Here is a 19,086-nt window from a genome sequence, read left to right on the forward strand (position 1 = left end):
TCACCGTGCGTGTTCCCCTCTTCCGTTTGCGTGACGCGGGTGGGTGGGGCAGACAATAGTGGTCGTGCGACTACCCACTGCCACCCTCATCACCGCCTGCGCCCTCTCGGCGGCGCTCCTCGTCGTCGGCCGCGGCGGCGAAGGGCAGAAGGAACCCGCGCCGGGCTCGGAGGTCGTCGCCCCGGCGGTCGAGGGGCGTGTCCTCCTGACCGACCCCTTCGACGACACCCTCGGCCACCTGTTCGCCGACACCTCCGACACCTCCGGCACCGCCGACACCGCCGATGCCTCCGACGCCGATCCGGGCCTCGACCGCGCCCTCGAACCCGATGGCTCGGATGTTCCCGTCGTTCCCGATGTCCAGCGGGTCCCGGACCTCCCGGACGAGGCAGGTGAAGCCGACCCCGACGCCATCGGCCCGGAGGTCGTCCCGGAGGTTCCCGATCTGCCCGACGGGGGCGGGCTGATCCCCGACGGGCCCGACGAATCCGACGAGTCCGACGTCATGCCCGGCTGAAGGCCCCCGGTCGAAGAATCGGACAAACCCTGACAAGGTGGCTCCATGGTTGATCGGGCAGCGAGCGCCCTGTCGCTCCCGGACGACTGGCCCGCCCACCCGGACCCGATCCTGGCGCTCAACCGGATGGGCAGCTTCGACTGGGACCTGGACACCGGGCTGTTCCACATGGACGCCCGGGCCCACGAGATCTTCGACCTGCGGCCCGAGGAGTACGACGGCGACCCCAACTCCCTCGCCGTGCGGGTCCCGCCGGTCGAGGCCATCCGGCTGGACGAGGTGATCGCCCAGGCCATCAAGGACGGCAGCGAGAACTACGGCGCCTACTTCCGTATGCGGCTGCGCGACGGCGCCCTGCGCTGGACCCACACCCAGGGCTACATCCGGCGCGACGACACCGGCCGCCCGCGCCGCATCGTCGGCATCGTGCGCGACGCGTCCGATGAGCTGAGCGACCTCGCCGCCCGCACCGAGGAGACCACCCTCGACGACGCGCGCCGCGAGCAGACCAACGTCGTCCAGCTCACCACGGCGGCCCTGGCCCACGCCCGCACCGTGCAGGACGTCATCGACGTCCTGAAGGACACCCACGGCCTCACGCATCTCGGCGCGACCAGCCTCGTCATGGGGCTGGTCGAGGCCGGCCGGATCCGGCTGATCGCCGAGGGGCCGGAGGGCAGCTTCGTGCCCGGCACGCTGGTCACCGGGATCGACGAGCCGTACCCGATGAGCGAGGTCGTGCGCACCCTCACCCCCCGCTTCATCGAGTCGCCGGAGGAGTTCGCCGGCGGCTACCCCGTGCTGTGGCCGCACCTCACCGACCTGAAGATCACCTCCGCGGCCTATCTGCCGCTCATCGTGCAGGCCCGGCCCATCGGCGCGATGGGCCTGCTCTACAGCGACCGCCACGGCTTCACCCCGGAGGAGCGCAACATCCTCGTCGCGCTCGGCAGCAGCATCGCGCAGAGCCTGCAACGGGCCATGTTCTACGAGCAGGAGAAGGACATCGCCCAGGGCCTCCAGCAGGCCATGCTGCCGCGCACCATCCCCAGCGTCGCCGGCGCCGACGTCGCCGTCCGCTACCGCGCCGCCACCATCGGCGGCTCGCTGGGCCGCGGCATCGGCGGCGACTGGTACGACCTGATCCCGCTGCCCGGCGGGCGGGTCGGCGCCGTCATCGGCGACGTCCAGGGCCACGACACGCATGCCGCCGCCGTCATGGGCCAGCTGCGCATCGTCCTGAGGGCCTACGCGGCCGAGGGCCACACCCCGGCCACCGTGATGGCCCGGGCCTCCGTCTTCCTGCACGAGCTCGACACCGACCGCTTCGCCACCTGCCTGTACGCGGAGGCCGACCTGTCCACCGGGGTCGTCCAAATGGTCCGCGCGGGACACATCGACCCCCTGCTGCGCGCCCCCGACGGGACCTGCCGGCGCGTCTCCGTGCCCGGCGGGCTGCCGCTCGGTCTGTCCGCCGAGTTCGGCAGCCTCCAGTACCCGGTCGGCACCGTCGAGCTCGACCCCGGCCACACCCTGCTGCTGTACACCGACGGTCTGGTCGAGCAGCCCGGCGCCGACGTCGACGACGGCATGCGGGCCCTCGCCGCCATGGTCGCCGCGGGGCCGGGGGACGTGCGCAAGCTCGCCGACCAGCTCATCGAGGTCGCCGAGGAACGCGGCGGGGACGACGACGTCGCCCTGCTCCTGCTGCGCCGGCGCGGCCCGGACACCCCGCAGGCCGGGAACCGGCTCCAGCAGCATGTGGCGCCCGGCGACCCGGAGGCCCTCGCCGAGGCCCGGCACATGATCCGGGCCGCCGTCCGCGCCTGGGGCGCCGGGGAGCGCTCCGACGAGATCGAGCTGGTCGCCGACGAACTGATCACCAACGCCCTCATGCACACCGAGGGCGCGGCGATCGTCACCGTGCGGGTGGTCACCGGCGGCGAGCGCCGGCTGCGGGTCGAGGTCGAGGACTCCTCCAGCGCCCTGCCGCGCCGCCGTGAGGCCGGCGTCTCGGGCGTCTCGGGGCGCGGCCTGCTGCTGGTGGACCTGCTCACCGACGCGTGGGGCGTGGAGGCGCGGGGCGGCGGCAAGTGCGTGTGGTGCGAGTTCGTCGTACGCGAGCCCCGGTGACCTCTCGTGGCACTCTGGACGTATGCCGGAACTCCCCGAGGTGGAAGCGCTCAAGGACTTCCTGACCGAGCATCTCGTCGGCCACGAGATCGTGCGCGTGCTGCCCGTCGCGATCAGCGTGCTGAAGACGTACGACCCGCCCGTCACCGCCGTGGAGGGGCAGGAGGTCACCGCCGTGCACCGGCACGGCAAGTTCCTCGACCTGACGGCCGGCGACGGGCTGCACCTCGTCACCCACCTCGCCCGCGCCGGCTGGCTGCACTGGAAGGACCGCCTGCCCGACGGTCCGCCGCGCCCCGGCAAGGGCCCCCTCGCGCTGCGGGTCGCCCTGGAGACGGGGGCGGGCTTCGACCTCACGGAGGCCGGCACCCAGAAGCGGCTCGCGGTGTACGTCGTGCGCGATCCGCAACAGGTGCCCGGCGTCGCCCGGCTGGGCCCCGACCCGCTCGCCGCCGACTTCGACGAGCCCCGCCTCGCCGCACTCCTCGCCGGGGAACGGCGCCGGCTCAAGGGCGCCCTGCGCGACCAGAGCCTGATCGCGGGCGTCGGCAACGCCTACAGCGACGAGATCCTGCACGCGGCGAGGATGTCCCCCTTCAAGCTCGCGGCGTCCCTCACGCCCGAGGAGACCCACACCCTCTACGAGGCCCTGCGCACGACGCTCACGGCGGCGTTGGAGCGTTCGCGGGGTGTGGCGGCGGGGCGGCTCAAGGCGGAGAAGAAGAGTGGCCTGCGGGTCCACGGCCGCACCGGCGAACCCTGCCCGGTGTGCGGCGACACCGTCCGCGAGGTCTCCTTCAGCGACTCCTCGCTCCAGTACTGCCCCACCTGCCAGACGGGCGGCAAGCCGTTGGCGGACCGGCGGATGTCGCGCCTGCTGAAGTAGGCGTCACGCCGCGGCGGCGTCCCTGCCGACCTGGGCACGAAGTGACCTGAACTCACTTCGGGCCGAGGTCAGTGGGCGTCGAGCGTCACCAGGTGCTCGCCGGTCGCCGTGCGCAGCTCGTAGCGGACGATCTCGTCGGAGTGCCAGGCCGCCGCGCCCTGCACGGTGTTGGGGCGGGCGTCGTGCGTGGGGACGACCCAGCTGGTGATCGTCTGCTCGGAGCCGTCGGCGCCGATGGCGATCAGGCGGCAGGAGCGGGGGCCGGCCCCGTCCTTCACCTTCAGCTCCACATGGCTGCCCCACGGCTCGTCCTCGGTGGTGATCTGCGCCCACACCCCGGACTTCTCGTCGGTCGCGGTGACCCGCGCGGCCTGCACGCCGTCGCTGCCGCCGCCCGCCATCATCGCGATGACCGGACCGGCCAGGGCGACCACCACCGAGGCGGCCACCGCGTACAGCACCCGCCGGCGCACGGCGCGGTGCCGGGCCGCCACCTCGCCGAGCAGTCGGTCCAGCAGCTGCGGGCCGGGCCCGGCGAAGGGGTGCACGGCGCGCGGGGTGGCGCGCCGGTAGAGCATCATCTGTCGGGCGGTGGGGCCGAACTCGGTGACCTGCGCCGCACATTGAGGACACTCCATGAGGTGGTCCTCGAAGCGGAAGGCTTCCGCTTCGTCCAGCACGCCGAGCGCGTACGCGCCGACGTCGCGATGCCTTTCCAGGGACCTCATGCCGAAACCTCGTGCCGTTGAGTGCCAGTGGGGTTACTCCTTGCTCCCACCGGTACGCACCCGACAGACGAATCACTCAAGCCGCGTACCGAATCGTGACCCAGATGTTCGGAGCGGACCGGCCCGCGGATTGGTGCGAATCTAAAAAAGATGAATGGCGAGGTGCCCGAGGGGCAGTCCGAGCTGCCAGGCGGGTGTCCAGACCTTGGGTCCGTCCTCCTCGCCGACCACCGGGGCGCCGCCCGGCACCGCGTTGAGGTCGGGAGCCAGCAGCTCCGTCTCCTCCAGCCAGCGCCAGGCCGCGGCCGCCAGTTCGAGATCCGGGGCGGGCCCGTCCAACGCGGCAGCTTCAGCCGTCAGTTGAGACATACGTTCGCCGACCCAGTCCTGCCACGGCTGGTCGTACGCCGTGAGCGAAAGCCAGGTCTCCAGCTGAGTGACGACCCGGATGCCGGGCAGTTCGCCGTCGGTGTCGGACAGGAAGATGGTGAGCGCCAGGGCATCGCGTCCGGCCCGGAACTCGAAGGACGTCGGTGGCATCAGATCGCCGGTCCGCAGCAGTTCGTCGGCGATGTACTCGGCGTACAGCCAGGCCATGGGGACGGTGAGTTCACCGCCGCCGGTGCCGTCCGTGTCCTGGTGACCTCTGTGCAGCATCCCTTCCTGCCTTCCTCCGGTGCGTGCGCGTCGCCCGATGCAAGGACCCTGGGGAGGACCCCGTCCGGAACACGGATAAGGACACCCGATTACTCAACGGGGGTCCTCGGCAAGGCGCTTTACGGAGGCTTGACCGAGCCGTGGGTTTCAGTGCAGGTCGGCCGCGTATCCCGGAAGCACCCGGCGCAGGGCGCGCAGCGCGTAGTACGCGCGGGACTTCACCGTACCCGGAGGAATTCCGAGGGCTTCGGCGGCCTCCGCCACACTCGCCCCTTGGAAATACACCAGCACCAGGACTTCACGGTGTTCCGGAGTGAGTGTCTTCACAGCCTCGCGCACATCGAGGGCCGCGGCGGCCCGCTCGGCGTGGTCGGCGTGGACCGGCGCGTTCTCCAGCACCGCGTCCCCGACCTCCGCCGGCCGCGCCTGCCGGGCCCGCCGCGCGTCGATGGCGAGCCGTCGGCCCACGGTGAGCAGCCAGGGCCGTACGGAGTCGAAGGCGTCGGCGCGCAGTGCCTCGGGATGCTGCCAGGCGCGCACCAGGGTCTCCTGGACGAGGTCCTCGGCGCGCTGGCGGTCGCCGTCGGACAGCCTCAGCAGCAGCGCGAAGAGCGGCCTGCCGTGCTCGCGCTGCAAGGCGGCGAGTTCGTGCTCGGCGGTCGTCGGCCCGGTCGCGGTGAGGGTGTTTCCGGCGGTCATGGGCGTATGGCACCGCAGTGCGCCGGTTCGGGACAGTGTCCGCACAGGGATCTGCGGCGGACGGTCGATCGCGTCGACGAACGGTTCGACGAACGGTCCGGGCTACGCCGATCGCGGGCATCGGCCCTGGACGCAGGGAGTGGTGGGGCGGTCCGACGCCTCTCATCCATTAGTACTGATACATGTGTAAATATGACAATTCCTGTGAAGTGGAGTGATCAGGTGATCGCACGCAGACATCAGATGGCGCTGGTCCTCACGGCCGTCCTCGCGTCGGCCGCCGCCTGCCAGGCCCGGGACCGGCCGGCCGAGCGGTCCGGACGTCCGGCGCCGTCCGCCGCCCGCGCGTTCACCCTCGTGGCCTCCGGCGACGTCCTCCCGCACAGCACCATCATCGACCGCGCCCACTTCGACGCGGGCGGCCCCGGCTACGACTTCCGCCCGATGTTCGAGGGCGTCAAGCCCGTCGTCTCCCGCGCCGACCTGGCCCTGTGCCACATGGAGACCGTCTACGGCGCGAACGGCGCCTACACCGGCTACCCCGTCTTCAGGTCCCCGCCCGAGATCGCCCCGGCCCTCGCCGCCACCGGCTACGACGGCTGCTCCACCGCCTCCAACCACAGCCTCGACGACGGCGCCGCCGGCGTACGGCGCACCCTCGACGCGCTCGACGGCGCCGGCGTGCGGCACGCGGGCACCGCGCGCACCGAGGCCGAGGCCAACTCGGTCACGCTGCTGCGCGCGGGCCCGGCGAAGGTCGCCCACCTCGCCTACACCTACGACACCAACGGCAACCCGTCCCCGCCGGGGCAGCCCTGGGCCGTCGGTCTCATCGACGAGAACCGGATCGTCGCCGACGCCAAGGCCGCCCGGAAGGCGGGCGCCGACGTGGTCGTCGTCTCCGTGCACTGGGGCACCGAATGGCAGGACGCGCCGGACGACCGCCAACTCGCCCTCGCCCGCACCCTCACCGCCGCCCGCACGGCCGGCCGGCCCGACATCGACCTGATCCTGGGCACCCACGCGCACGTCCCCCAGGCCTACGAGAAGATCAACGGCACCTGGGTCGTCTTCGGGCTGGGCGACCAGATCGCGGGCGAGATGTTCAACCACCAGGGCGTGCAGGACCCGCGCGGCAACCAGTCCACCCTCGCCCGCTTCACCTTCGCGCCGCCCGCCCGGCACGGCGGCCGCTGGGAGGTGCGCAAGGCGGAGTTCGTACCCCAGATGTTCGACATCGACGCCGGCCGGGTGGTGAACCTCAACAACGCGCTCGCCCGGGGCGCGGACGTCGAGGGAGTGCGCGACCGGATCAGGACCGTGGTCCTCAGCCGGGGGGCGGCGAAGGACGGTCTGGTGATGGGGGAGTGACCTGTGATGGGGAGTGACCTGTGACGCGGGAGTGAGAGGAACGGCGGCCGGGCCTTGGGGATGACGGGGGGTGCTACGGCACCACCGTCACCGGCCACCGCCCCGCCTTCACCAGCCGGATCGCGACGGACCCCACGATCCGGTGGCCGGCCTGTTCGGAGGCGCCCACCACCACCGCGTCCGCCTTGAGCTGGTCCGCCGCCTTCACCAGCCCGCTGTAGGGGTCGCCGCGGAAGGTGTGGAACTCCCAGCGCACATCGAATATCCCGCGCGTCTGCTCGGTGGCGTGCCGGATCTGCGCGACCAGGTCCTCGGCGATCGCGTCGGTCGTGTCGGCGACCGGCACTCCGAGCGCCGCGCCCGCCGCCAGCACCGGCTGCACGTACACCACGGCGAGCAGCGCGTGCTGGCGCCGGGCCAGACCGGCCGCGTAGGCCGCGGCCCGGAGCGAGGTGTCGGAGCCGTCCACGCCGGCGACGATGACCTTGGGTCCGTCCGTGCCCCGCTCGAACTGGTGCGCTGGCTGCTGCGAGTACTGTTCCGTCACGGCCCAGAGGCTATCGGAACCCGCAGGTCCGGATGGGACCCGCCCGGCCGATCACGCCGGTACGGCGCCGAGGCTCTCCCGCGACCGGAGCGGCCGGACAGCTCCCCGCGCGCCGGCCGCTCCCTTGCTCGCGCCGGCCGACCCCGCACTGCGCCGGTCGGGTGGAATCGTGCCGCCGGGGCGGTGTCGGTGTGGTGCGTCGAGGCTTCGTCGGGCGACTGATGACTCATGAAGAAGGATCAGTTGTTCACGCGGCGCCGAGCCCTGCTCGCCGGCGCCGCCGCGGTCGGAGCGGTCGGCACGGCCCAAGTGCTCGGGTGGGGCGGGGACAGCAAGCCGGTGAAGGCCGCCGCCCCCGCCCCCGCGGCGGGCGCCCCGGCGCGCAGCGTCCCGCTGAAGCCCTCCGCCTACCGTCTCCAGCCGCTGACCGGCTACGGCCCCCCGCATGCCGCGCCCGCCCGCACCCCGGTGCGCCGCGAACCGCTGCTGAGGATGAGCGGCCGCGGCAGCGCCATGGTGCTGACCTTCGACGACGGCCCCGACCCCCGCTACACCCCCGGCATCCTCGACACGCTGGCCGAGTACGACGTGCGCGCGATGTTCTTCGTGTGCGGGGAGATGGCCGTCGACAACGAGGACCTGCTGGAACGCATGGCCGACGACGGCCACATCGTCGGCAACCACACCTGGTCCCACCCCCTGCTCACCCGGCTGACCCGCCGTCAGATCCGCTCCGAGATGATCCGCACCAGCGACGTCATCGAGGAGAACTACGGTGAGCGGCCCCGCTGGTTCCGCGCCCCCTACGGCGCCTGGAACCGCGCCGCCTTCCAACTCGGCGCCGAACTCGGCATGGAACCCCTCGCCTGGACGGTCGACAGCCTCGACTGGACCACCCCCGGCACCGACACCATCGTCGAACGGGTCGAACAGGGCGCCGCCCCCGGCGTCGTGGTGCTCTCGCACGACGCCGGGGGCGACCGCTCCCAGAGCGTGCGGGCGCTGCGCAGATATCTGCCGCAGCTATTGGATTCCGGCTATCACATCACCGTTCCGCACCGGAAGTACACCTGACGCGAGGCCCCCGCCCGCCCGGTCGGGAACCGCTCAACGGACCTCGACCAGGCGGGCGAAAGCGACGACGTTCCCGTCGTAACCCTTCGCCTTGGAGAAACCGCCGCCGCAGGTGATGATCCGCAGTTCCGGAGAGCCCTTCGAGGCGTAGACGCGGTCGCCGGGGAAGTTGTTCTTCTCGAACACCTCGACGCCGTAGACATCGAAGACCGCGGTCTTTCCGTCCTGCCGCGCCACCTCGACGCGGTTTCCCTTCTTCAAGGCTCCGAGACCATAGAAGACGGCCGGACCCAGCTTGTTGTCGACATGGCCGACGACGACCGACGTCCCCTTCTCGCCGGGCGAGACCCCGCCCGTGAACCAGCCTGCCAGGTTCGGGTCCTCCGGCGGCGGTGCGGCCACCCAGCCGTCCGTGTCCAGGCCGACCGGCATGATCGGCGCGTCCACGCTGATGGCGGGGATCCGTACCCGGTTCGGCACGGCGTACGCCAGCGGAGTCGGGGGCAGGCCGAGGGCGCCGGCCCGGCTGTCCGCGGCCGCCGCCGAGGCCGGCTGCGGCGGGCCGATGTCGAACTCCCCCGACCCGTTCCGGATGAGCGCGAGACCGGTCAGCAGAACAAGCGCTATCACGCCCCAAGGGGCGCGCTTCGTCTGCCGCTCCTTTTCTTCCGCCGCCTCGGACAGCTCGTACGCATACATTCGCCATCCCCTTTCGACGGGGCCGTCGCCACGTCCTTTTCGCGCATACGAGAACGCTAAGTCCCGAGTGGTTAACCGGCGACGGGGCAGTAGCGAACGGGTGGCCCCGACCCTCTTCGGTGCGCCATCCGAGTTGCCGACGGCAGGAATTTTCTGACGGTCCGTGACCTGCGGCGATATCCCCTTGTGCGCATGCCGCCCGGCGTGTCCTCTCACCAGTACGGACCATTCCCGAAATGCGGGCGCGTGCACGGCATCTGAGGGTCTTTCCGGGAGGTGCTTTCTCGCCGACATGCCGGGGACGGGCCCCGGGACGCCTTCCGCGGAGGATCACATGCGTACCACTCGTGTCCTGGCGGCCGCGGCGGTCTCAGCCGCCTCGGTCGCCGCCCTCGGCCTCGCCGCGCCCGCGGCGCTCGCGCGTGACGGCATGGGCGTCAGCCCGAGCAACATCGTCGTGCTGCCCGCCGTCATCGCCCGCGGCGGACAGATCACCGTCACCGTGGACGGCTGCCCCAGCGGCGGCACCATGACGTCGCCCGCCTTCGGGACGGCCAACCTGACCCCGATCAACGGCGCCAACCAGACCGCCAAGGGAACGGCGATCATCGACGACGACGCCCGCCCCGGCGCGTACGACATCACCGTCAACTGCTCCGGCCGGACCCTGACCCGCCCGGACGCCTTCACCGTCATCGGGGGTGTTCGCGGCGGTCTGGGCGGCGGCACCAGTACCGGCGCCACGCCGACCGACATGGCCATCGGCGGCGGCCTCGTCGCCGCGGCCGTGGTCGGCGGCGGTCTGTTCTGGATGCGACGCCGTGCCGAGCGTCGCATCTGAGCTGCGCCCCCGCACCCCCGCAGACCGCACGTCGCACAGACCTTCGCCCCGGTTCCTGCTGGGATCCGGGGCGAAGACCTGCGCCCGGCGGAGCGTCAGCCGCCGTCCTCACCGGTGCGGCGCCGGGAGAGGCAGTACGCGGCGCCGACCGATCCGGCGATGAGCGCGGCGCCCAGCCCGATCTCCTTCAGGTCGAACCCTGCGACGGTGCCGCCCTCGCCGGCGTGCACACCCCGCTGCACCGGATAGGGCGACGGCGTGAGATCGCCCGGACGGCCGCCGGCGATCGTCAACTCCTTGACGGCGCTGATGCCGCCGCAGACGAACGTCACCCGGTGCGACACGCCCACCCTGGCGTCCCGGTCGACCAGGGTCACCGCCGACGACGACCCCCTCGGGATGACGACCGTGTCGAACACCGGCGACGAGACCGTCACGGAGCGTCCGCAGCCACTGGCGACGCGGTCCACCCGGAGGGTGACCTGCCCGCCCGCCGCGACGACCGAGGGCAGCACGTCGTAGCCGTTGGACATGACGTAGTGGTTGTCGTCGCCGCCGTCGCTCGCGAGGGCGGCCGGTGCGGAGAGGGTCAGGGCGGTCAAGCCCAGCAGGGCGGCCGAAGCGACGCGTATCGCGTGCATGTGGATCCTCCGGTCCTCGAGGAGCAGCGCTGCGGACCTGTTCCGCTTGCGCCGTAAATGCACCTCGATGACCGAAACGCTAGGAACACGTGTGCGCCGCCGCGATCGCAGTCGCGCGAATGGGGCAAGCGTGTGGGCCGCACAGGGGACGCCGTTCGTGCGACCGGGGGACGGCCGCGGCGTGGCGGCCGCCCCCCCCGGCGCGGGAGCGAACCTCAGCCGCTGATGTGCGGGAAGAGGTGGAGGAACGGTTCCGCCGACGCGGTGACACCCCGGCTGTAGGGCGCGTCGAAGTCCCAGATGAGGAAGAGCAGGAAGGCGATGAGCGCGGAGAACAGCCCGGCCAGGACCAGTTCACGGGGCGTGCGCCGGATCTGCAGAGCGAAGACCATGCCGATGGTGATGACGGCCCCGGCCAGCAGCCCGAACCACACCACGCCGGGCATGGTCGCCCCGGTCGAGGCCGCGCGGGCGTTGCGCGCCTGGTCCGCCGCGGCCATCTGGTCGAGCAGCGGCTGATACGCCTGCGCCTCGAAGTCGGACGCCGGCCGGTAGTCGGTGACGTCGACCCGGACGCGCTGCAGGAGTTCGTCGCCGCGCTTGGTCACCTCGCCGTCGTCGGCCATCTTCTTCCATTCGACGGTGACGACGTGTCCGACATAGGCGTTGACATCGTCCCGAATGCGGTCACGGACGTCGGTCGGGTAGACCCGCACGCGCTCGGAGATCTCATGCAGTGCCTGGGCCTCCGCCTGGACGTGGTCCTGGGCGACGCTGCGCGCCTCCCACACGCCCGCGATGGCCAGGCCCAGCACGATGGCGTACACCACGCCGATCCACATCGTCATGTACTCGATGACGTCCGGGGTCTCGGAGGGGTCCTCGTCCTCGGGCGCCCTGCGGTGCCGTACGAGGGTGACGACGACCACCACCGCACAGGCGGCGAGCATCGCGAGGGTGAGAACAAGCCATTCCGGCAAGTGATGCCTCCAGGATCATCGTTAGCGCGGTCGCATCGCGGCGACGGCGATCACCGCGGGCACGGTGATGAGCAGGACGTAGACGACCGGCGACTGGCTGCCACGGGCGGGCCGCTGGTGCACCGAGGGGCGATACACGGGATAGGTCACCGGGGTCGCGGAGGGGCGCGGCGTGGGCGTCGGCGTCGGTGTGGGGGTGGGCGTGGGGGCCGGCCGGGGGAGTGGCGCGGCGGGCCGGGGTTGCGGGGGCGCCGGTGGCTTCGGGCGCGGAGCCGGGCGCGGCGCCGGCGGCCTGGGCTCGGGCGGCGGCGGCTTCGGGGTGGGGGTCGGCTTGGGGGTGGGTTTCGGGGGCGGGCTCGGGGTCGGCTCGGGCGGTGGCGTCGGCTTGGGCGGCGGCTCCGGTTTCGGCGGGGTGGGGCTCGGGGTGGGCGTCGGCGTCGGCTTCGGGCACACCGGGGGAGTCGGCCACGAGTCGCTCCCCGCGACCGCCACCGCCTCGATGCCGTCCGGGCCCGTCGAGGCGTATGCGCACGCGTCGGCCGCCGCCACCCCGGCCGGTGCGGCCGCGAGGATCCAGGCCACGGTCACCAGTGCCAACGCCCTTGCGGCGAGGGCGGATCGGGTCTGCTGGGGTCCATGCACGACGGAGAGCATGCGACCTCTCGCACCTGCCTACGCCTGTACCCGGCGGGGAATGCCCCGAACGGGGGAAGTTCGGGACCGGGGGTTTGCCCGGAGTGCGTCCGCGCATCCGGTCCCTCGCGTGCCTGTGCGACCCGGTGACGGGCCGACTCTCCGGCGGACTCTCCGACCGACGGATTGACCGGCGGATTGACCGGCGGATCGACCGGCGGATTGACCGGCGGATTGACCGGCGGATCGACCGGCGGATCGACCGGCGGATCGGCCGGCGGATCGGCCGGCGGATCGGCCGATGGGAGGGCCGGCCCGGAGCCCATGCCACAGTTTCCGGAAAGATTTTCGTGCCGGGTTTGAACACAACGACCGCCCGCATGCGTACTCAGGGCCGTGCGGCGGCGCAGCAGGGCGCTGCAACACCCTTGTGACGATCGGGGAGTTGTTGACGATGAAGACCACCTGGCGGAGCGCCTCACTCGCGGCGGGCACCGTGGCCGTTCTGGCGCTGACGGCGGCGTGCGGATCCGAAAGCGGCACGTCGGCGTCGAGCCAGAACGTCGGAGCCACGGCTCCGGCCGGTGGCATCGGCGGCGTCGGCAGCGGCTACGGCGGGGTCGGCGCCAGTGCGAGCGCCAGCGCGCCCGGCGGGGTCGGTGCGGGCACCGGCACCGGTACCGGAGCCCAGACCGCGGGCGCCGGTGAACTGGCCATCTCCGCGAACGGCGAGCTCGGCAAGATCCTCACCGACGGCGCCGGCAAGACCCTCTACCGCTTCGACGCGGACACCGCCGAACCGCCGAAGTCGAACTGCGACGGCGACTGCGCCACCACCTGGCCGCCGGTGTCCGCCGACGACACCAGCGCCGGCGACGGCATCGACAAGTCGCTGCTCGGCGAGATCACCCGCCCCGACGGCACCAAGCAGCTCACCGTCGGCGGCTGGCCCGCCTACTACTACGCCAAGGACGCCAAGCCCGGTGACACCACCGGCCAGGGCGTCGGCAACAAGTGGTTCGCGCTGGCCCCCGACGGCAAGAAGGCCAAGTCGGACTCGGCGTCGGGCTCCGGCACCGCCCAGGCGGGCCTGTCCGTCCGCAAGGACGCCAACCTCGGTGACATCGTCGTCGACAAGGCCGGCATGACGGTCTACCGCTTCCTCAAGGACAAGGCGTGGCCCAAGCCGGTGTCGAACTGCAACGGCGCCTGCCGCGACAAGTGGCCGGTGGTCGAGCCCGTCGACTTCTCCCAGACCAAGGGGATCCAGAAGAAGGGCTACATGAACTTCACCCGGTCCGACGGCGACAAGCAGCAGACCATCAACTGCTTCCCGATCTACACCTTCTCCGGTGACAAGGCCCCCGGCGACATCAACGGCCAGGGCGTCGGCGGTACCTGGTACGCCGTGGCCCCCAACGGAGACCTGGTCGGCGCGCCCAAGCAGTAGGGATCGCCTCCCCAGGGCTGATCACCGCACCTGCTGAACGAGCGCGCACGACCACAGATCCGCCCCCTCCACGCCGCACGGAGGGGGCGGATCGCCGTTTTCCCGTTCCAACCCCGTATGCGTAGACTTTCGCCGCCCTGGGGGACCGTGCCGGAACTCTCCGGAACGCCCCGGGCACTTTTCGTAGCCCCTCGGGGGTCGTCGATTCGGCACGTGCCGCAGGCAGTGACCGGGAACGGACGGTCAATTTCCGTTTCCACTCGCCCGTTTGGCGGGCGATCAGTAGCCTCAGCTCGAACACCGGATCGCCTACGCCTTGGAGAGATAGATGGAGCGTCCCGCCTGGGCCCCTCGGAGCATCGACATCTCGGTGCCGAGCGTCTCGCGGATCTACGACTACTACCTGGGCGGTTCGTACAACTTCGAGGTCGACCGGGAAGCGGCCCGCAGGGCCATGGAGTTCATGCCGGGACTCCCGAAGATCAGCCAGGCGAACCGGGCGTTCATGCGCCGCGCCGTGCGGTACGCGGTCGGCGAGGGCATCACCCAGTTCCTCGACATCGGCTCCGGCATCCCCACCTTCGGCAACGTCCACGAGGTCGCCCAGGCGGCCAGCCCCGGGGCGCGGGTGGTCTACGTCGACCACGACCCGGTGGCCGTCGCGCACAGCGAGGCGGTGCTGGCGGACAACGCCGACGCCGACGTCGTGGCCGCCGACCTGCGCAAGCCGCAGGAGATCCTCGGCAGCCCGCAGGTGGAGCAACTGATCGACCTGGAACGGCCGGTGGCGCTGCTGCTCGTCGCCCTGCTGCACTTCGTTCAGGACGCGGACGACCCGTACGCGGCGGTGGCCGAGTTCGGCGCCGCGCTCGCGCCCGGCAGTCTGCTCGTGCTCACGCATGCCTCGTACGAGGGAATCCCGCTGCCGCCGGAGCGGGCCGAGGGCGCGGTGGACGTATACAAGGACATTCGCAACCCGCTGGTCATGCGCTCGCGTGCCGAGATCGAGCGGTTCTTCGAGGGGTACGACATGGTGGAACCGGGACTGGTGCCGATGCCGCACTGGCGGCCGGACACGGCGCCGGAGGACGAGGACCCCTGGGCCTTCTCGGGTTTCGCCGGCGTGGGGCGTACGGCGTGAGTACGGAGCCGGACGGGCCGGAGGACAGACTGCGGCGGTTCGTGACGATCTGGAGCCGGGCCGTGTTCCCGGTGACCTCGACGTCGCTGACCCGGCCCGAGCTGGAGGAACAACTGCTGCCGCTGGCACGGCGGTTGAGCGAGGCGCTGTTGGAGCGGGCCTTCGACGCGGACGCGGGCAAGGCGGTGGGCGCGGCTCTCGTCGACGCGCACTGCACGGACCCCGAGGCGCTCAGCCGCTCCCTCGACTGCGTGGACGCCTATCTGGTGCTCTACTGCGGCGAGGACGGCCCCCAGGAGGACCTGCGCACCCGTGCCTCGCGGCTGCAGCACGCCATGGCGGCCGGGTACGCGCAGGCGCTGCGCCGGCGCACGCTCGCCGAGCAGGAGGCCATCGCCCAGGCCGCGTTGCGGGCCCAGGGCGTGGTCGCGCAGGCGCTGCACGCGAGTGAGGCCCGCTTCCGCGCGGTCTTCGAGGGCGCCGCGATAGGAATCGGCATCGCCGACCTGGAAGGCAACGTCCTCCAGGTCAACGGGGCGTTGCTGCGGATGTTCGGCGGCTCCGAGCAGAGTCTGCGGGGCCGCAGGGTCCAGGACCTGACCCATCCCGAGGACGCGCCGCAGACCTGGAGGCTGTACTCCGAACTCGTCCGCGGCGAGCGCGAGCACTACCACACCGAGAAGGCGTTCAGCCGTCCTGACGGAACGGTCCTGTGGACCAACCTGACGGTCTCGCTGCTGCGTGACGCCGACGGCAAACCGCAGTACCAGCTGGCCCTGATGGAGGACACCACCGAGCGCCGGCTGCTCAACCTCCGGCTGCGCTACGAGGCCACCCATGACGCGCTGACCGGCCTGCCCAACCGCACCCTGTTCTTCGAACGCCTGGAGAAGGCGCTGGGCGCCCGCGAGAACCAGCGCTTCGGTCTGTGCTACCTCGACCTGGACGGCTTCAAGACCATCAACGACAGTCTCGGACACGCGGCCGGCGACCGGCTGCTCGTCGAGGTCGCCGACCGGTTGCAGTCCTGCGCGACGGCGCCCGGTGAGATGGTCGCCCGGCTCGGCGGCGACGAGTTCGTGGCGCTGACCACCGGCCCCGACACCCGCCACGAGGTCGACGAACTCGCCGCGCGCATCATGAACGCCCTGCTCGCGCCGGTCAGCATCGACGGCCGTGAGCTGACCGTGCGCGGCAGCATCGGCATCGTCGAGGGGCCGGCCGGGGAACGCAGCGCGGCGGAGGTGCTGCGCAGCGCCGACATCACGATGTACCGGGCCAAGTCGGCGGGCGGCAACCGTTTCGAGCTCGCCGACCCGGAGGCCGACGCCCGCGCGATCACCCGGCACGGGCTGACCACGGCGCTTCCGGCGGCTCTCGAACGCGGTGAGTTCTTCATCGAGTACCAGCCGCTGGTGCACCTCGGCGACGGCAGTGTGCGCGGCGCGGAGGCCCTGGTGCGCTGGCTGCACCCGCAGCACGGGGTGCTCGGCCCCGACCGGTTCATCCCGCTCGCCGAGCACACCGGGCTGATCGTGCCGCTCGGCCGCTGGGTCCTTCAGGAGTCGGTCCGGCAGGCCGGCGAGTGGCGGGAACGCAACGGGGACACCGAGCCCGTCCGTATCAACGTCAACCTCTCCCCGTGCCAGCTCACCCATCCCGGTCTGGTGCAGGACACCGTCGACATCCTGGAGCGGGCGGGCGTCGAGCCGGAGGCGCTGTGCCTGGAGGTGACGGAGTCGGCGCTGATCGGCGCCGACGACGACCTGCTCAAACCCCTGCGCCAACTCGCCGAGATGGGCGTCGACATCGCCCTCGACGACTTCGGCACCGGCTACTCCAACCTGGCCAATCTGCGCCGTCTCCCGGTGAACGTGCTCAAGCTGGACCGGTCCTTCACCCAGGGAATGCAGCAGTTCCCGGCGGACCCCGTCGACCTCAAGATCGTCGAGGGGATCGTCTCGCTCGCCCACAGCCTGAACCTCGCGGTCACGGTGGAGGGCGTGGAGACCGGCGCGCAGGCCGAGCAGCTGCGCATACTGGGCTGCGACACGGCCCAGGGCTGGTACTACGCGCGCCCCGGCCCGCCGGACCGGCTCCACCAACTGGCCCTGGTGGACGCCACGGGGTGAGCGCACCGGCCGGACGCGCGGGCTGCCGCCGCTGCCCGGCCGTCAGCCCGCTTCCCGCTGCCGCAAGGGCGTCAGGGGGGCGTCCTCCCCGGCCGCTTCCGCCACCGACACGGCGGCGCGGACGAGGGCGGCCGTGGCCGTCGAGCGGGACTGCTGCGGCCAGACGATGGCCAGCGCGGCGGGCGGGGCGTCCGGAACCGGGCGGTAGACGACGTTCGGGCGGGGGTAGCGGACGACGACGGAGGCGGGCAGCAGGGGCACGACGCGGCCGAGGCCGACCAGGGTGATGAGTTGGGCGAGGTCGCGGCCCTGGCTGCGGATCTCGTCCAGGTACCGGTGCAGTCCGCCGGGGCGCAGGCCCAGGTCGGCGAGGGTCACCCGGTCACGGGCGGCGAGCGGGTGGTCTGCCGCGAGGGCGGCGACGTACGGCTCGGTGGTGAGCCTCTCGGAGTCGAGGCCGGTGCGGTCGAACGGCTCGTAGATCAGCGCGGCGTCGGCTTCGCCGAGCCGCAGCAGCCGGGGCTGCTCCTGCCATCCGCTCAGGCGGACGGTGACCGGCAGTGCGGACGGCTCCTGCGCGTAGCGCGCGCACAGCGCCTCCAGCAGCCCCGCGTCGCCGTCGGCCTTCACGGCCAGCACCAGCTTCGGGCCCCCGTCGGCGGCCCGCCGCGCGCGCCGCCCCGCGGCCTCCAACGCCTCCAGCGCGAACCGGGCCTCCGTCAGGAGGACCTCTCCCGCAGGGGTGAGCGCCACGCTGTGGGTGGTCCGCTCGAAGAGGGCGGCCCCCAGCTCCGTCTCCAGCCCGCGGATCGCCCGGGACAGCGGTGGCGCGGAGATGCCCAGCCGCTCCGCGGCGCGGGTGAAGTTGAGCTCCTCGGCCACGGCGACGAAGTAGCGCAGCGGACGGGACTCCATGGGCGGCTCCCTCGATTCGGTATTGCTCTGAGGGTAACAACCGCGACCGAACGGGTCCTTCAGTTCACCGCCGCAGGGCGGCAGGCTCGACGACATCCCACCGAGGGACATCCCAACCAGGCCTGTTTCAGGAGCAGTTCATGATTGTCGTCACCACGCCCACCGGGCAGATCGGCCGAGAGGTCGTCGCCCGCCTCCTCGACGCCGGCGAGGGCTCCGCACCGGTCAGGGTGATCGTCCGCGACCCCGGTTCGCTCGCCCCGCAGGTGCGCGAGCGCGTCGACGTCGTCCAGGGGTCGCACGCCGACCCCGCCGTGCTGAAGGAAGCCTGTCAGGGTGCCGACCAGGTGTTCTGGCTGGTCCCGCCGACCCCCACCGTGCCCGACGCCGAGGCGCACTACCGTGAGTTCACCGACCGGCTGTGCGAGGTGATCGAGGCGCAGGGCCTGGAGCGAGTGGTGGCCGTCTCCACCCTCGGCCGGGGCATCGCGCGAGGCGCCGGGCTGATCTCCGCCGGCCTCGCCATGGACGAGCGGATCGCCGCCACGGGCGTCCCCTACCGGGCGCTGTGCCCGCCCGCCCTGATGGAGAACACGCTCCGTCAACTGGCCGCGATCCGTGACACCGGCGTCTTCGCCACGGGGCATGTGACCGACCGGGTGCTGCGGCTGTGTGCCACGCGCGACGTAGGCGCCGCGGCCGCCCGGCTGCTGCTCGACGACTCCTGGTCCGGGCGGGCGGACGTGCCCCTGGTCAGCCCGGACGCGCTGACCCCCGAGGGCATGGCCGAAGTGCTCGCCGAGGTGCTCGGCCGGCCCGTGCGCGCTCAGTTCCTTCCCGTCGCCGAGCAGCGAGCGGGGCTGCTGCGGGCCGGGGCGACGGAGGGCTGGGTCCGTTCCTACACCGACATGGTGACGGCCCAGAACGAGCAGGGTTTCTACGGCGCCTCCCAGCGCCCGACGCCCGACCTCGCGCCGACCACCTTCCGCCAGTGGTGCGAGGAGGTGCTCAGGCCGGCAGCCGAAGGCTGACAGCCCAGCGC

Annotated in this window: 19 protein-coding genes; 10 read left to right on the top strand and 9 right to left on the bottom strand. The window is 72.1% G+C overall.

Annotated features, from left to right (window positions below; all coding sequences use genetic code 11):
* The first annotated feature begins 64 nt into the window (after positions 1–64).
* The 3 genes from ACZ5SK_RS03810 to ACZ5SK_RS03820 are packed head-to-tail and all read left to right on the top strand — an operon-like array spanning position 65 to position 3,536.
* Positions 65–517 carry a hypothetical protein gene (locus tag ACZ5SK_RS03810; protein WP_334582852.1) on the top strand — a complete coding sequence of 151 codons (453 nt, stop codon included), beginning with the start codon at positions 65–67 and terminating at the stop codon, positions 515–517.
* A gap of 45 nt (positions 518–562) precedes the next feature.
* On the top strand, positions 563–2,650 hold the full coding sequence (locus tag ACZ5SK_RS03815; protein WP_334582851.1) for a SpoIIE family protein phosphatase: 2,088 nt from the start codon (positions 563–565) through the stop codon (positions 2,648–2,650).
* Positions 2,651–2,672: 22 nt separating this feature from the next.
* Entirely contained in the window at positions 2,673–3,536 is an 864-nt protein-coding gene (locus ACZ5SK_RS03820; protein WP_457494920.1) for an Fpg/Nei family DNA glycosylase, read from the top strand.
* A gap of 68 nt (positions 3,537–3,604) precedes the next feature.
* Here the strand turns inward: ACZ5SK_RS03820 and ACZ5SK_RS03825 are convergent, their stop codons facing one another.
* From ACZ5SK_RS03825 to ACZ5SK_RS03835, 3 genes are all read right to left on the bottom strand, one after another.
* On the bottom strand, positions 3,605–4,264 hold the full coding sequence (locus ACZ5SK_RS03825) for a zf-HC2 domain-containing protein (RefSeq protein WP_334582849.1): 660 nt from the start codon (positions 4,262–4,264) through the stop codon (positions 3,605–3,607).
* Between the two features lie 141 nt (positions 4,265–4,405).
* Positions 4,406–4,921 carry a hypothetical protein gene (locus tag ACZ5SK_RS03830; protein WP_079663916.1) on the bottom strand — a complete coding sequence of 172 codons (516 nt, stop codon included), beginning with the start codon at positions 4,919–4,921 and terminating at the stop codon, positions 4,406–4,408.
* Positions 4,922–5,068: 147 nt separating this feature from the next.
* Complete coding sequence (locus ACZ5SK_RS03835) at positions 5,069–5,620, bottom strand: sigma-70 family RNA polymerase sigma factor (protein ID WP_334582848.1); 552 nt, start codon at positions 5,618–5,620, stop codon at positions 5,069–5,071.
* Between the two features lie 222 nt (positions 5,621–5,842).
* Between ACZ5SK_RS03835 and ACZ5SK_RS03840 the strand changes: the two genes are divergently transcribed.
* Positions 5,843–6,991, top strand: a complete 1,149-nt coding sequence (locus tag ACZ5SK_RS03840; RefSeq protein ID WP_334582847.1) for a CapA family protein — start codon at positions 5,843–5,845, stop codon at positions 6,989–6,991.
* A gap of 73 nt (positions 6,992–7,064) precedes the next feature.
* Here the strand turns inward: ACZ5SK_RS03840 and ACZ5SK_RS03845 are convergent, their stop codons facing one another.
* A complete protein-coding gene (locus ACZ5SK_RS03845; RefSeq protein ID WP_334582846.1) occupies positions 7,065–7,538 on the bottom strand; it encodes a universal stress protein in 474 nt (157 codons plus the stop codon).
* 228 nt (positions 7,539–7,766) lie between these two features.
* On the opposite strand from ACZ5SK_RS03845, the gene ACZ5SK_RS03850 reads away from it, so the two are divergent.
* On the top strand, positions 7,767–8,612 hold the full coding sequence (locus ACZ5SK_RS03850) for a polysaccharide deacetylase family protein (protein WP_361704180.1): 846 nt from the start codon (positions 7,767–7,769) through the stop codon (positions 8,610–8,612).
* Between the two features lie 33 nt (positions 8,613–8,645).
* Here ACZ5SK_RS03850 and ACZ5SK_RS03855 read toward each other — a convergent pair whose 3' ends face one another.
* Positions 8,646–9,311 (bottom strand): class F sortase, encoded by a 666-nt coding sequence (locus ACZ5SK_RS03855; protein ID WP_361704177.1) that lies wholly within the window; start codon positions 9,309–9,311, stop codon positions 8,646–8,648.
* Positions 9,312–9,645: 334 nt separating this feature from the next.
* Here ACZ5SK_RS03855 and ACZ5SK_RS03860 point away from each other — a divergent pair, with 334 nt between their 5' ends.
* On the top strand, positions 9,646–10,152 hold the full coding sequence (locus ACZ5SK_RS03860) for a hypothetical protein (RefSeq protein WP_334582843.1): 507 nt from the start codon (positions 9,646–9,648) through the stop codon (positions 10,150–10,152).
* 95 nt (positions 10,153–10,247) lie between these two features.
* Here the strand turns inward: ACZ5SK_RS03860 and ACZ5SK_RS03865 are convergent, their stop codons facing one another.
* The 3 genes from ACZ5SK_RS03865 to ACZ5SK_RS03875 form a co-directional block, all read right to left on the bottom strand.
* Positions 10,248–10,793: a hypothetical protein gene (locus ACZ5SK_RS03865; RefSeq protein WP_334582842.1), complete on the bottom strand. Its 546-nt coding sequence runs from the start codon at positions 10,791–10,793 to the stop codon at positions 10,248–10,250.
* A 215-nt stretch (positions 10,794–11,008) separates the two neighbouring features.
* Positions 11,009–11,773, bottom strand: coding sequence for a bestrophin-like domain (locus tag ACZ5SK_RS03870; protein ID WP_361704173.1), 765 nt, complete (start codon positions 11,771–11,773; stop codon positions 11,009–11,011).
* 21 nt (positions 11,774–11,794) lie between these two features.
* The gene (locus ACZ5SK_RS03875) at positions 11,795–12,415 is read right to left on the bottom strand and encodes a hypothetical protein (protein WP_361704170.1); all 621 of its coding nucleotides are present in this window, start codon (positions 12,413–12,415) and stop codon (positions 11,795–11,797) included.
* Positions 12,416–12,860: 445 nt separating this feature from the next.
* On the opposite strand from ACZ5SK_RS03875, the gene ACZ5SK_RS03880 reads away from it, so the two are divergent.
* The 3 genes from ACZ5SK_RS03880 (at position 12,861) to ACZ5SK_RS03890 (ending at position 17,129) form a co-directional block, all read left to right on the top strand.
* Positions 12,861–13,856, top strand: a complete 996-nt coding sequence (locus ACZ5SK_RS03880) for an SCO0930 family lipoprotein (protein WP_334582839.1) — start codon at positions 12,861–12,863, stop codon at positions 13,854–13,856.
* A 328-nt stretch (positions 13,857–14,184) separates the two neighbouring features.
* Positions 14,185–14,997, top strand: a complete 813-nt coding sequence (locus tag ACZ5SK_RS03885) for an SAM-dependent methyltransferase (RefSeq protein WP_334582838.1) — start codon at positions 14,185–14,187, stop codon at positions 14,995–14,997.
* Complete coding sequence (locus ACZ5SK_RS03890; RefSeq protein WP_334582837.1) at positions 14,994–17,129, top strand: putative bifunctional diguanylate cyclase/phosphodiesterase; 2,136 nt, start codon at positions 14,994–14,996, stop codon at positions 17,127–17,129. Before ACZ5SK_RS03885 ends, ACZ5SK_RS03890 begins: the two co-directional genes overlap by 4 nt.
* A gap of 42 nt (positions 17,130–17,171) precedes the next feature.
* Here the strand turns inward: ACZ5SK_RS03890 and ACZ5SK_RS03895 are convergent, their stop codons facing one another.
* A complete protein-coding gene (locus ACZ5SK_RS03895) occupies positions 17,172–18,044 on the bottom strand; it encodes a LysR family transcriptional regulator (RefSeq protein WP_334582836.1) in 873 nt (290 codons plus the stop codon).
* A gap of 140 nt (positions 18,045–18,184) precedes the next feature.
* Here ACZ5SK_RS03895 and ACZ5SK_RS03900 point away from each other — a divergent pair, with 140 nt between their 5' ends.
* Positions 18,185–19,075 (top strand): NAD(P)H-binding protein, encoded by an 891-nt coding sequence (locus tag ACZ5SK_RS03900; RefSeq protein WP_468156204.1) that lies wholly within the window; start codon positions 18,185–18,187, stop codon positions 19,073–19,075.
* Positions 19,076–19,086 lie beyond the last annotated feature (11 nt).

The sequence above is a fragment of the Streptomyces sp. NPDC031474 genome (genome assembly GCF_055581185.1).

What these genes read in the sequence shown, in the direction of transcription:
- ACZ5SK_RS03815 (WP_334582851.1), top strand. Translation starts at nt 563, where the DNA reads ATGGTTGATCGGGCAGCGAGCGCCCTGTCGCTCCCGGACGACTGGCCC.
- ACZ5SK_RS03820 (WP_457494920.1), top strand. Translation starts at nt 2,673, where the DNA reads ATGCCGGAACTCCCCGAGGTGGAAGCGCTCAAGGACTTCCTGACCGAG.
- ACZ5SK_RS03825 (WP_334582849.1), bottom strand. Translation starts at nt 4,264, where the DNA reads ATGAGGTCCCTGGAAAGGCATCGCGACGTCGGCGCGTACGCGCTCGGC.
- ACZ5SK_RS03830 (WP_079663916.1), bottom strand. Translation starts at nt 4,921, where the DNA reads ATGCTGCACAGAGGTCACCAGGACACGGACGGCACCGGCGGCGGTGAA.
- ACZ5SK_RS03835 (WP_334582848.1), bottom strand. Translation starts at nt 5,620, where the DNA reads ATGACCGCCGGAAACACCCTCACCGCGACCGGGCCGACGACCGCCGAG.
- ACZ5SK_RS03850 (WP_361704180.1), top strand. Translation starts at nt 7,767, where the DNA reads ATGAAGAAGGATCAGTTGTTCACGCGGCGCCGAGCCCTGCTCGCCGGC.
- ACZ5SK_RS03855 (WP_361704177.1), bottom strand. Translation starts at nt 9,311, where the DNA reads ATGTATGCGTACGAGCTGTCCGAGGCGGCGGAAGAAAAGGAGCGGCAG.
- ACZ5SK_RS03860 (WP_334582843.1), top strand. Translation starts at nt 9,646, where the DNA reads ATGCGTACCACTCGTGTCCTGGCGGCCGCGGCGGTCTCAGCCGCCTCG.
- ACZ5SK_RS03865 (WP_334582842.1), bottom strand. Translation starts at nt 10,793, where the DNA reads ATGCACGCGATACGCGTCGCTTCGGCCGCCCTGCTGGGCTTGACCGCC.
- ACZ5SK_RS03880 (WP_334582839.1), top strand. Translation starts at nt 12,861, where the DNA reads ATGAAGACCACCTGGCGGAGCGCCTCACTCGCGGCGGGCACCGTGGCC.
- ACZ5SK_RS03885 (WP_334582838.1), top strand. Translation starts at nt 14,185, where the DNA reads ATGGAGCGTCCCGCCTGGGCCCCTCGGAGCATCGACATCTCGGTGCCG.
- ACZ5SK_RS03895 (WP_334582836.1), bottom strand. Translation starts at nt 18,044, where the DNA reads ATGGAGTCCCGTCCGCTGCGCTACTTCGTCGCCGTGGCCGAGGAGCTC.
- ACZ5SK_RS03900 (WP_468156204.1), top strand. Translation starts at nt 18,185, where the DNA reads ATGATTGTCGTCACCACGCCCACCGGGCAGATCGGCCGAGAGGTCGTC.